At 50.7% G+C, this 15448-nt stretch carries 12 protein-coding genes; 2 read left to right on the top strand and 10 right to left on the bottom strand.

The annotated features are described in order from the left end of the window. Positions 1 to 1067: 1067 nt before the first annotated feature. From ylqF to QWI17_RS02490, 10 genes are all read right to left on the bottom strand, one after another. Entirely contained in the window at positions 1068 to 2000 is a 933-nt protein-coding gene (gene ylqF / locus QWI17_RS02445) for a ribosome biogenesis GTPase YlqF (RefSeq protein ID WP_302720904.1), read from the bottom strand. Positions 2001 to 2003: 3 nt separating this feature from the next. Continuing rightward, on the bottom strand, positions 2004 to 2219 hold the full coding sequence (locus tag QWI17_RS02450) for an RNA-binding S4 domain-containing protein (RefSeq protein ID WP_302720905.1): 216 nt from the start codon (positions 2217 to 2219) through the stop codon (positions 2004 to 2006). Further along, on the bottom strand, positions 2216 to 3016 hold the full coding sequence (locus QWI17_RS02455; protein ID WP_302720906.1) for an alpha/beta hydrolase: 801 nt from the start codon (positions 3014 to 3016) through the stop codon (positions 2216 to 2218). Before QWI17_RS02455 ends, QWI17_RS02450 begins: the two co-directional genes overlap by 4 nt. Beyond that, entirely contained in the window at positions 3009 to 4172 is a 1164-nt protein-coding gene (locus QWI17_RS02460; RefSeq protein ID WP_302720907.1) for an ABC transporter permease, read from the bottom strand. The genes QWI17_RS02455 and QWI17_RS02460 overlap by 8 nt, the downstream gene beginning before the upstream one ends. Beyond that, positions 4162 to 4896, bottom strand: a complete 735-nt coding sequence (locus tag QWI17_RS02465; RefSeq protein ID WP_302720908.1) for an ABC transporter ATP-binding protein — start codon at positions 4894 to 4896, stop codon at positions 4162 to 4164. Before QWI17_RS02465 ends, QWI17_RS02460 begins: the two co-directional genes overlap by 11 nt. Next, entirely contained in the window at positions 4893 to 6395 is a 1503-nt protein-coding gene (locus tag QWI17_RS02470; protein ID WP_302720909.1) for an alpha/beta hydrolase, read from the bottom strand. The genes QWI17_RS02465 and QWI17_RS02470 overlap by 4 nt, the downstream gene beginning before the upstream one ends. Then, a complete protein-coding gene (locus tag QWI17_RS02475; RefSeq protein WP_302720910.1) occupies positions 6396 to 6764 on the bottom strand; it encodes a GntR family transcriptional regulator in 369 nt (122 codons plus the stop codon). A gap of 131 nt (positions 6765 to 6895) precedes the next feature. Continuing rightward, the gene (locus QWI17_RS02480; RefSeq protein ID WP_302720911.1) at positions 6896 to 8251 is read right to left on the bottom strand and encodes a hypothetical protein; all 1356 of its coding nucleotides are present in this window, start codon (positions 8249 to 8251) and stop codon (positions 6896 to 6898) included. After that, positions 8244 to 9158: an ABC transporter ATP-binding protein gene (locus QWI17_RS02485; RefSeq protein WP_302720912.1), complete on the bottom strand. Its 915-nt coding sequence runs from the start codon at positions 9156 to 9158 to the stop codon at positions 8244 to 8246. Before QWI17_RS02485 ends, QWI17_RS02480 begins: the two co-directional genes overlap by 8 nt. Beyond that, positions 9155 to 9955: a CPBP family intramembrane glutamic endopeptidase gene (locus QWI17_RS02490; RefSeq protein WP_302720913.1), complete on the bottom strand. Its 801-nt coding sequence runs from the start codon at positions 9953 to 9955 to the stop codon at positions 9155 to 9157. The genes QWI17_RS02485 and QWI17_RS02490 overlap by 4 nt, the downstream gene beginning before the upstream one ends. 480 nt (positions 9956 to 10435) lie before the next feature. Here QWI17_RS02490 and QWI17_RS02495 point away from each other — a divergent pair, with 480 nt between their 5' ends. Then, positions 10436 to 13471, top strand: a complete 3036-nt coding sequence (locus QWI17_RS02495) for a TonB-dependent receptor (protein WP_302720914.1) — start codon at positions 10436 to 10438, stop codon at positions 13469 to 13471. A 135-nt stretch (positions 13472 to 13606) separates the two neighbouring features. Beyond that, complete coding sequence (locus QWI17_RS02500; protein ID WP_302720915.1) at positions 13607 to 15403, top strand: arylsulfatase; 1797 nt, start codon at positions 13607 to 13609, stop codon at positions 15401 to 15403. Positions 15404 to 15448: the final 45 nt, after the last annotated feature.

Genomic DNA, 15448 nt, shown 5'->3' on the forward strand with positions numbered 1-15448 from the left:
GCTCTTCGAAATTAATCACAACCATGGCGTCTTGGTTATAGTTATACTTTTTGAAGTTTGGCATGGCACCGGTCCCTTATTCGATGGCCAATTTTAGCAAAAAACACCTATTTTTTGGAGTTTTTCTACAGTCTCAACGCCCAGCGCAGGCGCAGCCAGTGCGGAGCACCTTTTGTGTCATTGTTTGAGCGCCAGCGAGTAACACAAAAGGTGCGTAGCGTTGGCTGTCACTCTGCCGCTGATTGTTAGGCATTTTTTGAACACCTTGCGTAGATTAGTGAGGAAACAAGAAAAAAAGGCATGCCTACTAATAAAACACTCAACACTGAGGAAAAGTATTGTGGAAGGTTTACTTCGCTCTGAAGCAAATAACATACAAAGAATGCCGCGACTGCCATCGGCAGAATGCTAGATAGTAAACCCGAAATTAATACATTCAAATAGTGATTAAGCTCAGAGAAAAACTTTGTAGAAGCTTTGAATATTGGAAATCCAATTAAGCAAACACCAACCGCGGTAGGGAGTGCGAACAGTAGAATAACCATTGCTACAACATGAAAGTCTGGCACAAAAATCATACCAAGTATGAAAATTACCAACCAAGTTGCCATCGTCCCTACGATTGCAGATGCGACGTACAGAATAATTCGGTGCTCGATCATTCCTGATGCCTAACAGTTTAATAGGTGCCTGGCGCCAAATCTCAGGTCATGATACCTATCCAGAATTAGTAGAAACACGACACTATCCCACAACCCGCGCGTGATCAAGGCTTTGAACATTTAGGCCGATAAATCATCCTGGGATAGGTGTCTTGGCGTGACGTCTATCCCGGCTATAACAGTCACCTCTAAGTACTTGAAAACAAGCTGTGATTCTCAATTTTCTAGATAGCTCCCAAGGATAGGTGTCGTGGCGACTATTTTGACTACCTTAATAGACCGTACTGACCGAAAACCGCGTGTATAAGGCTATAGCGACAAATATCATGAGGCGTTTTTCAGCGGGGGATAGGCGAGTATTGCCCGCCTGAAGGCAAGGTTAATATCCCTCGCCCGAGAACAACACTATCTATTTTTGCGGCTGCGCTTTTTCCGCTCTGCTTTTACCTGGGCTTTGCGTTCGGCCTTTTGCTCGGCCAACACTTTCGCCTCGGCCACTTCTTGCTCTACCACTTCGGGTGTTTCCAGGCTGATACACCCCAAGGCACCGGAGCGAAAGTCATTGACGAATATCTGCGATACTTTATTAAGGTCCGCGCGGCCGCCGGCCCCTAAACAACCGCGGCGGGCGGCGATAAGCTCTAGCACCTCCAGATTCGATTCAGGTAGTTCAGCCAACTGATAGCGTTCTTGCAACCTGCCTGGGTAATACGCCAGTAGGTATTCGGCGCCGAAAAAAGCAACGTCAACGTAATCCAGTGCGGTATCTTTTATCGCACCGGTGAAGGCCAAACGGTAACTGCAGTTTTTTACCTCCTGCTTAGGCCATAGAATGCCGGGAGTGTCGAGCAGAACAAAGTCGTCTTCAATGTGGATGGTTTGCTGGCGCTTGGTTACTGCCGGCTCGTTGCCGGTTTTTGCAACGGCTTTGCCAGCAAGCGTATTGATTAGCGTCGACTTACCCACGTTGGGAATACCAACAATCATCGCCTTGAGCTTTTTAAGGCCGCGGGTTTTCTCTGGGGTAAGCTTGCGACATAGATCAGGCAGAGTGTGAATTCTGGCGGGTTCCTGCGTGCTGACCGCCAGGGTCTTGGTTTGGCGCTGAGCATCGAGATACTCTTGCCAAAAGGCGATATTGTCAGGATCGGCCAAGTCTGACTTAGTCAGCACTTTTACCACAGGCTTATCACCGCGAATACTGGCAATGAGCGGATTCTCGCTGCTAAAAGGTATGCGGGCGTCGAGTACTTCAATCACTAAATCGACCTTGGGCAAAACTTCGCGCATTTCTTTTTGCGCTTTGTGCATGTGCCCGGGGTACCACTGCAAGGTCATGACTTACTCCACAATAACAATGGTATTATCATTAAATGAGACTTCGCGCCCCACCGTCAGCTTGCAGCGCTTTCGTGTTTCAATAACACCATCGACACTGACCATACCTTCATCAATCACCTGCTTGGCCACCGCTCCGCTTTCTACCCAACCTTCCACTTTAAGCAAGTTGTTGAGGGTAATGTATTCACTGCCCTCTAAATGAAATTTTTCTGTCATAGTGATTCGTCTTCCTGCGATTGAAAGTAATCGCGTTTAAATTGTGCCAACAGTTGCGGCCATAAGGCACGCCAGGAATTCCAATTATGGCCACCCTCGGTGACAAATATGTGGTCCTTCGGCAACTGTTGGGCAAAGGTTTGATTGCCTTGATAAAAAGCATCTTGCTCAGCGATACCAATGTACCAATGCTGGCTTTGGGCCCGGCTTAGCTGGTCCAGCCACGGCCAAATATTCTTCTCTTCCATTACAAGCCTGGGGGGCTGCTCAAGGTTTACCCGATGAGCATAGTATTCCGGCTCCCCGACGTATGGGGTTAACAAGAGTGCGCTGGCTATCGGCAAGCCCGGGGTCGGATTATCAAGGTTGTGGCGCCAGTATAACAGACTGCCAAACCCACCCAGAGATACCCCAGCCAAATGCACCCGCTGGTAGCCCGCCTGTGCCGCGCGCTGCAGTACATCCTGTTGCAGACGCTGTAAAAACGAACGAGACCGGTAATAGGCAAAATGCGCATTGACCACGACCGCATCCACCGGAATGTCCGCGCTGGCCAACTGATCAATTAACCCTTCCTTTGCAAAGCGATCGATTCGGTCGCCCATACCGGGCAGCATAATGATCAGGTCACGTTGGTGCTTTGCTGGCGGCTGATCATCACCTTGGTAACCGTTAGATTTGGCGTAATAACGAGCCGGCATAGGTACATCGGGCGCTTGCAAGTAATAGCAACTCGATACCAGTAACAACAGCAGTGCCGACGCGGCCCCTAGCCGCAAGTAGCGAACCTTAGCCATAGATAATTTTCGCCCGGCGAACCTGTTTAGCCGCCAGCCACAATGCGATTAAAACAACCGGTATTGCGCTAACAGTGAATGCTATAAATGCCATAAATTCGGCTCCTTCGCCCAACAGCAAATTGCGCAGCACGGTTTGATGCCCCAGCATGGGTACCCACAAATGCCATGTCTCATAAATACCCGGGTTTGTTACCACCACAAAAAAGGGCACCATGGGCAATACGATTAAGAAACTCATATAGGTTTGCGCGTCCTTAAACGAGCGCGACAATATACCGAGCACCAACTGCAATGCTGCAGCAATGGCAGCTATGGGCATTAATGAAAGAAATACTCCCAGCATAGCGCCGGCACTGACCGATACGCGCAGGCCGATTTTATCGAACGGCAAAAAGTAGAGCGCGATACTCATCAATAGAATACACACCAAAACTACCGCCAAGGTAAGAGCGACAGCGGCTAACCATTTACCCAGAATAAGTGTCATGGATGGCACGGGGTTGATCAGCAAGGGCTCAAGCGAATGGCGCTCGCGCTCACCGGCGGTCATGTCCACCGCGAAACCGACACTGCCCATCATCGCGCACATCAATAACAATAACGGCACACCGCCTAAAATTAGCCCACCCATTTGCTGATCGCTCGCCACATTGGCTTCGCGTACGCTGACAGGGTTTATAAGCTTAGGGCTTAAGCCACGCGCGAGAATATTAATGCCGGCCTCCATACTGTTGTACTGGTACAACAAGCGCCGCACTTCACCGACAGAGCCATGCACACTTTGATTGGAGGCGTTGTACACCATTGTGGCAGAACGTGGCTCCTTGCTGCCAGCGGCAACGGGCTCGGTGTTAAGTACCAACACAAACTCCACCTCACCGCTTTCGACCGCACCGTACGGGTCTTCCGGGGCTGGGTTAAGCGTAATACTGTTCTCAGTTAGCCAGGCCTCCAGAGGGGCATCTTGCCCGGCAAGATGAATCTCAATATCGCGCTCTTCATTGTTTTGCAAATGAATAGCAAAACCGATCCCCACGGCGAAAAACAACACCATATAGACGGGAGGTAAAAAGGCAATTTTCATAGCGCGCTTATCACGCACGGCATCGCCCAACTCTTTGTTCCAAACGGCTCGTAACTGCTTAAACCACATGGCTTACCTCCGCCTGCGACAGAGCCACAAAAGCTTCTTCCAGGCTGTTACAGCCCGCCGAATGCAGTACATCCTCTACCCGGCCGCCCGCCACCAGCTGACCACCCGAGATAATTAACACTCGGTCGCAGAGGTTTTCTACTTCGTACATTAAATGACTGGAAAACAATACCGAACGACCTTCGCTTTTGAGTTGACGCAACAGCGCGCGAACCGCCCGAGTCGTGATCACATCAAGGCCATTGGTAGGCTCATCCAGCAAAACGTGCTGCGGTTTGTGCACAATAGCGCGCGCTAAGGCCGTTTTCATACGCTCACCCAAGGAGAAGCCGTCGCTATAGCGCTCGGCAATATTGTCCATTCGCAAAATATCAATCAACTGGTCGGTAGAGTCCGTAATAGCCGCCTCATTCATTCCCTGCAAGCGCGCGAAATAGGCAATATTTTCCCGCGCTGTCAGGCGCTTATACAAACCTGCGCCGTCGGGTAGCACACCCAGTTGCAACCGTGCCTGTTCGGCTTGAGTGGCCACATTGAGACCATCCACCTTAACGGTTCCGACGGTCGGGGCCAGTAGCCCGTAGATAATGCGCATTAATGTTGTCTTACCGGCACCGTTTAGCCCGAGTAACCCAACGATTTCTCCGTTACCAATGGTCATACTGACATTGTTCAACGCTTGTACCTTGCCGAAACTTTTACTGATTTGTTCTATCTCGATCACGGCAAAGCCTCCTCATCCTGAGCAATTTGAGCTTTTAAATAAGGCGCCAAAGGCTGAATATCATTGACACACGCCAATTTTTCTTCGGTTAATAGCAAATCGCGAATAAATTGAGTCACCAGCGCGCTGCCACAACCTTGCACCGTAACACCGTGGTGGGCACCGGGCGCCACCAGCACAATAGCATTGCTTAAGTGCTCGGCGACTTTCTCCGCCCAAACCGGCGGTGTCACCGGATCCCGCTCGCCCGATAACAATAGCGTAGGCACCTCGGACCGAACTGGCTGATAGTAATCCTCCGGCAATTGTCCCTTGTGCCAAAAATTGCAGGCCTCCAGCATTAAATCCGATAAATCTACGGTTAAAAAAGTCTCAGGGCTTGGCGCATTGGCAATACGCGCGTCTTCACTACACACCACACTAAAGTGCATGCCCATCGCCAATTGCGCAAATATATTTGAGCTCATTAGCTGGCTAACCGTTTCACCCAGCAAAGCAAAATCCCCTTCGGCCGCACTTGCCAATAAATGCGGTAGCACCTTGCTTGCCAACCGGTCGTACATCAGCATTCGAATCAACGAGGAAAATTTTTCGACATCCAGTACTACCGTTTGCGGCTGTGCGGTTAACGGGTTAGCAATATCCAAAGTCACTGGCTGCTGACTCAATTGCGCGGCAACGCGCTGCGCATTGCGCTCGGGGTCACCGTAGCGCTCACTACACTCACTGCTCTGGCGACACTGCTGGGATATTTTCTGCAGGGCCCGGTTGGCGCTTGCCGCCATGGTAAATGGCAACGCCAGCTCAACCGGCGCCAGACCATCGACAACGGCCGAGCGCACTACAGTTGGATGACGCCTAACATACTCCAATACCACACGGGTACCATAGGAGGCGCCCCATAAATTTACGTGTTGATAACCCAGCGCCTGACGCACCCGCTCCAAATCGGCAATTGCATAGGGCGTAGTGACGAAGGGCGCTAGATTGCGGTGTTCGTCGGCGCACTGGCGCAGCAAGTTAAGTGTTTCCTCGCGGGTGTCTTTGTGCAAAACGGCCAGAGTATCCTCTTCGCCACCGTCGCAGTGCATAGGCGAACTGTCGCCGGTGCCGCGCTGGTCAACAAAAACAATATCGCGCTTTTTACGCAAATTGAAAAACGCTTGGGATAAGCTATCGGAAACTTGCGTTGCCGATTGCCCCGGCCCACCGGCAATAACAAACACAGGATCGGGTTCAGAAATAGCACTGATAGAAGGCCAGCGTTTTACAAAGACGTCAATAGTGCCCTGCTCGGGCCTTGCTTCGTCAATCGGAACGGAAATAACGCCGCACTGGGCGCCGTTAACCGCCGGCGGAGGATCATCCATGCTGCGCTCACATGAAGTCAACACAGCATTCGAGCCTAGCTCTTCTGGCTTATTTTCAAAACACGCGGCACATGTACCCGCCATAAGGACCGCGCCCAGTAAGCGCAAGGTTCTCAGTCCATTTCCCACTTATTTCTCCTTATCGAGATACTCTCGCATCAGGTCAGGCAATTCATCTTTGTTAAGGCCCAGTTGTTCGGCCGATTGCACCACGGACGCCAAATAGGGCTCAAGCATAACACGGGGCGTTTCCGCCTCTGTAACTTGATTGGCAACCTGCATAGGTTTACCCCTACGGCGCACCAATACCCCTTCTGCCTCTAGCTGATTATAGGCTTTGGATACGGTCATGGGGTTGACTGCATGGGTGCCGGCAAGTTCGCGAACCGATGGCAAATTATCGCCCGGTGCCAGCTGACCGCCGGCGACCATTCGTTTAACCTGATCGACAAGCTGGCGGTATATGGGCACTCCAGAGCCGGAATTTAGAATAAACACGGCGCCCTCCGATCGAACACACAGTGCTTGTAGCACAGTACTAAATGGGCCCGTTGCACGAATGGCGCCATCTTCCCCCTCTTAAAACAAATAAGTAAACAATTTTTTTGGGGTGTCATTTCAACGGCTCCTCAAAACAGCCGAGCCGTTAGCAGTTGGGTATAGTCAATTCTCTCCCAGCGGGCATAGAGTTTTATGCGGATGATTAAAACCAAACCCACAATTACCGCAGCCAACAGGTACATCCACAACCAACTTCCAGTATGAGCACCGGCAATACCACCGACGATCCCTATAAGGGCAGGAGCAGCCAATAAGTTAACAATGCCAATCCAACTTTCGTCACGACCATAAATAAACATGATCCAATAAAACAGCAATATCGAGAATGCTGTGGCGCCCGTTATTAGCGCCGCTGTTTTATCGACCGGCACCAGCCCCCATGCACCGGCCAACAGCGCTAGCAGCACCAACGGCGTAAAAGCCGAGGCCAGAAAAACTCCAAAAGCGCGCTCGACATATTTCATCTGCCGCTTTCGATCACCAGGAAGAATCAGCCACAGAGTGCGCGTCTTGCGCAAAATCGACTGACCAACTGTCAACGCCATAGCGGCAGGAATAAATAAAAAGCCCAAATAAAACATGCCCGACTCATTATCAAATTCAAGCCAGAAAAGAAACTCGCCCCCCCTTAACCAACTAAGCATGCTACCGCCGATCACCCACATCACGCACGCCAACCCACTGCCCACGACAAAAGTCAGCACGGGCCTACCAGAATTCTGTACGACCTTGAGGAAGTTATCAAAGTCACTGCCACTCAAGCGCACATTGGCAAACCAGGTAAAAAACGGTCCGTGGCTGGACTTCACTTCCAGTGATAATTCCGAGGGAGCAAGCGGATGATTCTGAACATACCGGTGCAGAGACGCCCAGCAAGCCAATGCCAGCAGCAAACCAATCACGCAGCCCAACCACAACTCAAACGACTGCGCTAAGGGTGCCAGCGAGACACTTGCCGGGAGCAGTGAGGGCAAAAACATAAGCAGCGAAAAAGCTAACAGGAAAGCCGCTGGCACTACCGTGGCGCCTGCGATCAGTAAGCTGCCAGTGCCCCAAAACACCAGTATTACCGCAACTATACTGAGCCCCTCAACAGAGTAAACAGCAATCGCCACGCACAGCGCCCACAGCAAACAAATGAACGCCCCGCTGGCGATAAGCACCCTAGGGCCAACAGAGGAAAGAACAAATGCTCGAGACATAAGAAGTTGCCGCATACGGAAAGGCAAAACGAATAAACCGACAGAAAAGCAAGCCGTTAAGAAAAACCAACCGGCCTGTAGCGCCCGCTCCGCCCCACGTAAATACAGGTATATCGACACAGCGGTTGTTGCCAACACCAGGCCGAGAATGAATATGCTATAGGCCCGATTCGGTACAACCAAATAGGCCAGACAGGTGCGATACTGGCTGACGCTACTCATGTTTGGCTCCGTGCAAATATAGAAATATTTCTTCCAGTGATAAGCCACTTACGGTGATATTCTCAAGCCCACAATTTTGCAGTGCGATTAATCGACCCTGCGACCAGTTATTCAGAATAAGCTGCCCGCCAACGCGATCTTCTTCGCTGTGCAATAGTCCCTCAATTGCCACCTTTTGAGCTTGAGCTAGCTCACCTTTGTAACTGACCCGAACTACAGATTCATAAAGATCATCCAGCGTGCGATCACAACTTAATTGTCCACCCTGCAAACACCAAATGCGATTTACGATGCGCTCCATGTCGGAGACAATATGCGATGAAAAAATAATCGCTCTATTATCGCTACAGGCATAGTCCATTAATTGTTGAAAGAACTGTCGACGCGCTATAGGGTCCAGCGATGCCACCGGCTCATCCAACACCAACAACTCCGGCTGATGCGCCAGCGCCAACACAATGGCTAACTTCTGTTTTTGCCCTTCCGACATACGGCGAATACGCTTTGTCTCAGAGAGCTCCCATGCTGGCATCAAACGCTCCACCATGTCACCGTCCCAACGCGGGCGCAGCTGTCGGTACAAATGAAATAACTGCTTTGCCGTCATCTCGCCGGGCAGCTCATCGCGCTGTGGCACATAACCGATACGCTGCTTGCAGTCGCTGGACATTTTAGTCGACTCTTCCCCCCAAACTGAACAGTTGCCAAATGAGGCAAAGCCAAAGCCAAGCAAAGTTTCCAACAAAGTGGTTTTACCCGAGCCATTTTTTCCAAGTAAGCCCACAACATCACCCGGCGCAACCGTTAGCGAAATATCTTGTAAAATGGTTTGCCCCGATAGCATTCTTTGCAGCTGGCTCGCTTGTAATGTTGTGCCGGTCATACTTTTCTCCTGATCAGCACTCATAGCTCCACTCCAATATAGGTAATCATAAGGCTGGCAAAAAGATTGTTGGCTAAATGTAAAACCCAGGGTGTCACCAACGAGCCGGTCTTTTCCCGAGCCAAACCGAGGATAATGGCGAACACAAACAATTGCGTTAGTAATATCCAACCATACTGACCAAGATGTAAAGAGACAAACAAGGCACTGGTGACAAATAGTGTTCCGGTCAATCCGATAGCACTGTGACGCCACGCCTTAAACAAATAACCGCGAAAGATAATTTCTTCGAGAATCGGCGCCAACAAAACGACCACAGCCGTAATTAGCAGGCTACCCGAGCCGCTCATTTGCTGCAGAAATGCCCCCCGATCCACGTCAACAAAATAGTGCAAAGTGATCGCAACCGCTTGATAGCTGCCCCATATGCCCAACCAAAACAATAGCTGTTTAGGCATCACGGAGTGCAGCGCGAGAGTCTGACGCCAACCTTGACTCTTAAACCGACTCGCTAACAACACCATCGGCACCAGACAGACAAATTGCACAATGTACATACCCGACAGCCCCTGCAGACTTTCCGCGTGGCTGGTCACAAAGGTTTGAATTTGCGCGGGCGATAACTCAGGCTGAGATGCAGCGGCATAAAAGCCCACGCCAAAGAAATACATTACGGCAGAAATTAGGTACACCAATGCAAACAATGTAAACCAGGCCACACCTTTACCCGGCGTCGGCAGGCGCGGCTCGGACTCCGGTTCGGATTTGACAGAATCGGCCGGGGAAATCATCCCAGCCGTCATATTTGATTCAGTTTCCATGTTTATTTCACTCTTGTAAGTTCCAAATCTATAACTCAACAACACAATACACTTGCATGTGTATTAATACACTAATACACAAATTGCAGCGGTGCAACATTTTCATATGAAAATACTTTTTACCTACAGTTAAAGTTGGCGCTATTTCCGAACAAGTTATGCCCACCTATCTTTAAAATCCGTAAAGCTCTGAAATTATCCTTGATATTTCGCCTTTCATTCGCTATTTTCCCATGTAACCGATTTCACGGAAATCAAACCCCATTGATTTCGGCAAAGCGTTTAAAAAAAAAGTCAGCCTATAGCGGCCTAATAGCAACATATCGCGACTTAAGGCCGATTTTTAAACCTAGCCTCGCTGGGTTTTTATATGCCCGAAGTGTAACCGGTTACATATTATTTGTATAAAAAGACGAACTGGCACCTGTACTCCCAGCCCATACACGCAGGTGTCTTCTATAATGATAAGGAGACCATACGATGAAAAATACAGCTTTCAATAAGCGACTACTGGCGCGCACTATCGCCTCTATAGCGCTGGCAGGCGGTAGCACAGGCGTGCTTGCTCAAGGCACAGAAAGTGGCATGCTGGAAGAAGTTGTCGTTACCGGCGTGCGCGCCGCCCAAGAATCAGCGGTTAACATCAAGCGTGATGCCGACTCGGTCGTGGATGCGATTGCCGCTGAAGACATTGGTAAATTACCCGACATTACCATTACCGACTCGCTCCAGCGCATCAGCGGCATACAAATTCGCCGCTCCGCGGGTGAAGGCACATCACTGAATGTTCGCGGCATGCCACAGGTACTGACCACCCTCAATGGTGAATCTTACCTGGGTGCCAATTCACTGACGACAGTACAGCCCAACTACAGTGATATCCCTTCTCAGTTGTTCTCCGGCGCCGAAGTCGCCAAGGCGCAAACCGCCGACATGAACGCCGGCGGTATCACCGGTATTGTTAACCTAAAGACCTACCGCCCATTTGATTTTGACGACGGCTTTACCATCTCTGGTGCCGCAACCCTCGCCCAGGGCGTCGATACTCAAGAGTCTGACCCATCAGCCAACTTGGTGGTCAACTGGAAGTCTGATCGAGTTGGCGTAATGGCTTCGATCAGCCAGCAGCAATCTACCCTCGCGAACTACTACGCTGGTATGGCTGGCGATGGTGGTTGGAGTGGGTTTGCCAGTGAGCATTGGGCTTACAGCTGGGCTGCCAACGGCAACCCGACCTTTAACGACCGCGTTGTGGACGGCAACGTCGATATTAATGGCGACGGCCAGCTGGATGATACCTATTGGTCTTATCAAGGACACACCGCCTACAACCGAATCACAGAACGCGACCGCACCGGTGCTAATCTTGCGATTCAGGTAGATTTAGGTAGCGGTTTCGAATTAATTGCCGAAGCATTAATGACCGACCAGGAAGACAACGATTTACAGATGGGCTTGTCGCACTCCGACAAATGGCAAAATTGGGGTTGGTTTGACCCAACTCTTTACACCGAAAAAGACGCCATTGCCGATGGCAACACATTGCACACAGTGCAGGAGTACACGGGCCTGGGGCGCCGCGTAAAGTCCTATTCAGCCGTGCAAGCGCAAACCGCAGAGTCACAAAATTATAACGTCGAGCTTAATTACGATAATGGCGATGCCTTTACCGGCAGCTTGCTATTGGTGCACGGGGAAGCCGAGCAAGAGCGCTTAAACAGTTATATGGATATTGACCTTGCCAAAGGTAATCAGTGGGGTGTTGAGTGTCAGTACTACCCCGCGGGCACCCGTGGCGAACAAGGCGACTGCGCCGACGGCCAATTGCAAACCAACCCTGGCGGTTACCTGGGCATCCCTCAGATGACTGTGAATTACACAGGCGACAACCCGAGCTGGAGTGGCTTTGACAACAATGCCAACATTGGCCCCAATGGTGAGGTCATGGGTAACGCGCGCTCCATAGGCGACTACCTTTCTGACGTTAATAGCTACGCATTGGGCGCCCTAACCTCTGAGAACAACTTCACCCGTGATGGCGAGCTTGATGTTGCCCGCTTCGATGGCGAATGGCGTTTTGATGATTTATTTATCACCTCTATTGAGTTTGGTGTTCGCGCCAGCGATCGCGAAGTGGACAACTACGAATTCGACCTGCTGTCTCCTATCGGCGAGGCGCAGTGCGCCGTTAAGTGGAAAGCAACTGACGTTACCTTGAACGGCGGCGGTATTGAAGATGCCTGTACTCAGGGTGACGGTGAGAACTTTTACACGGCCGGTATACCGACCCCAATCGCTGAGCTCGACGCGATTCAGGTTTCCGACTTCGGTGGCGTATCAGGTATTCCGGCAGTCTGGACCGTTAACCCAGCGAGCATGGAAAACGTTGAGGCCTATCACAGTGACTTGTACCCAGGCACCTTCCGCTCCATTAACCCAGGTCGCTCTTTCAACGTACAATTGGAAGAAATCAGCTATTACGCAAAAGCGAATTTCGCAACTGGGATTATGAGTGGTAACTTTGGTTTAAAAGCCATCGATGCTGACCTGACCGTACGACAGAACCAAGTGGGCGCAGCTCAGCCTTACGGCGCAGCGTCACTGGATGCCGGTGACGTTACCACTGAGCGTTCGTTGGACTTCTTACTGCCTTCCCTCAACTTGCGCTTCGACTTAACCGATAACCTTGTGCTACGCAGCTCTTACAACCGCACCATGGCGCCGCTTGATTTGGCACAGTGGGGCGCAGGCCTTGCCCCCAATTACACCATCGACTCGGACCCAGACAGCGAGACTTACAACAAGTTTATCGTGATTGGCGGCAACGCCGATGGCAACCCAGCACTCGACCCATGGCAAGCCACTAACTACGACTTGTCTTTGGAGTATTACCTGGGAGGTGCAAGCGCCCTGTCCGTTGGCTGGTTTTACGTGGACGTCGAAAGCTTTATCGAAAGCGGTAGCGTCGATATGGCACTGCCCGACCAGGACGGTGTCGTACGCCGTACCGTGCCGGTTTCAACCAGTGTGCAAGGTGATGGAGGCGTTCTCAAAGGTGTTGAACTAGCCGCTAAGCTAGCCTTTGCCGACGTTACCGACATTGACCTGCTCAGTGGTTTTGGTATTGATGCCAACTACACCTATTCGCCTAGCTCTTCGGGCAATATCGGCTTAAACGGTGACGACCTGCCTTTCCAGGACAACTCGGAAGATGTCTTCAACTTAGTAGGTTGGTACGAAGCCGGCCCATTTCAGGCGCGCTTGGCTTACAACTTCCGCAGTGAGCGCGTGGTTGGTTTCAACCAAACCTGGGGCTCAGGCACCTTGTGGCAAGAGTCAACAAGCTACATTGATGCGTCTGCGAGCTATGACATAAATGACAACATCAGCGTCTTTATGAATGCCTCAAACATTACCGGAGAAAAAGAAACTTACTATCTGGAATGGAAAGACCAGTTTGCGTGGCAAAATGAATACGAAGCTCGTTATTCCGTCGGTGTACGAGCGACATTCTAAACGCGCGTGCTGCGGGCTAGATGCTTAGCCCGCAAATTTTATTTATTGTATGTATGAGCTTACGCTCTCCATTTGGCGTGTTAACCTAGGCTAACACGCCCTTTTTTTAATTAAATAACCAAGAGTGAAAGCCTGATGAGACTGCCTTTATTATCTGGCCTAGTAACGCTGATTGTGCTGTGCGGCTGCCAAACGCAACCCGATATCGACGCCATATCTCGGCCTAATGTCCTGCTCGTACTAACAGATGATATGGGCTGGGGCGACGTTGCCGCTAACGGCAATCCAAACATCCAAACGCCCACCATTGATCACCTAATGAACAACGGCGTTACCTTTGATCGCTTTTATGTAAGTCCTGTGTGTTCGCCCACCCGTGCCAGCCTATTAACGGGCCGCCATTCCCTGGCAACCGGGGTGTACAGCGTGACCCGCGGCGGTGAGAAAATGTTTCCCAGCGAAGTCACCATCGCGGAAATATTTAAAGGCGCCGGATATCGTACCGGCCTCTTCGGCAAATGGCACAACGGCCTGCAATATCCCTATGACCCTAACGGCCAGGGCTTTGAAGAGTTTTACGGCTTTGCCGACGGCCACATCACAGACTATTTCGATGGCGAAGTTCAACACAACCAATCTACAGAAAACTTTACAGGCTATCTGCCTGACCGACTAACGGATAAAACCCTAGAATTCATACAAGAAAGTGACTCACCCTTTTTTGCCATGTTGAGCTTCAATACACCCCACAGCCCTTTCGAATTGCCGCAGGCTCTGTTTGACCAATACAAATTGATTGGTCTCGATAACGTAGATGCCAGCGTATTTGGCATGGTTGAAAATATTGACACCAATTTGCAGCGTCTACTCAATCAACTGGATCGTCGGGGGGCGCTCGACAACACTCTCGTCGTTTTCTTATCCGACAATGGGCCCGCGTTTCCCGGCGGTAACAGCCGTTATAACGGTGACATGAAAGGATCGAAAGGAAAAGTCGATGAGGGAGGTGTCCGAGTTCCGTTCGCTATTTACTGGCAGGGCCATTTGCGCTCAGGCTACCGAGTGACAACGCCGGGCCAGCACATCGACTTACTACCGACCTTGCTTACTCTGACCGGGCTGAAGTCAACACAACCGAACAACATCCACGGCGTGGACTTGTCACCCGCCATAAAAGGGGAAAATGTAGCGGCACTCAATAAGCGTCCACTGTTTACCCACCATTTCCGCAATACCCGACGCCCCGAACAACAGGCGGTTCAGGCCTCTCCGGGAGCCATTAGACAAGAAGGCTGGCTGGCGACAACCGACCACCAGCAACGCTGGCAACTATACAATTTAGCCACAGACCCCCAGCAAAAAGTGAACTTGGCCGAAAAAAACCCTGAGAAGTTAAATGACCTAAAGAATCAATATTTACAGTGGTACCAAGATACACGTTTAAACGAGTATCGAGCACTGCCCATTCCTGTCGGACACGCAGGTATACCGTACACAATGTTCCCAGCGCACGAAGCCGAAATAACCCGCGAAGGAGTCGAATATCATTTTCAAGATGGATGGGCGCACGACTGGGTAGAGTCAGTATCCCAGCAGCCGGGGCAAATACGCTGGCCTTTGGAAGTCGTTAAAGCGGGCCGGTATACACTCACGCTTGGCTATGATACACCGCAAAAAAAATATAGCGGCGAGGTTACGCTAAGTATAGGTAAACAAAAAATTGTGTTGCGAGACTTCGCACCGTTTAAAAGTAAGGAGCGAATGGGTAAAAGGTTGGCACACACCTCGGAGGCACCAACCAAAAGCTGGGGCAAACATGCAAAGACACTGCATTTGGCTAAGGGTCGCTACGATTTGACGCTCGATTTTGCCAGCGACCCGCAAAACCGCAGTCTTGCCATCAAATACATTGAAATTGGCACTCAACAATAGCGATAATTTAAACTGTATTAATCACAACGTCTAAAAGTCGCTAGG

The sequence above is a fragment of the Gilvimarinus gilvus genome, assembly GCF_030518155.1.
GTDB classification, from domain to species: Bacteria; Pseudomonadota; Gammaproteobacteria; order Pseudomonadales; family Cellvibrionaceae; genus Gilvimarinus; species Gilvimarinus gilvus.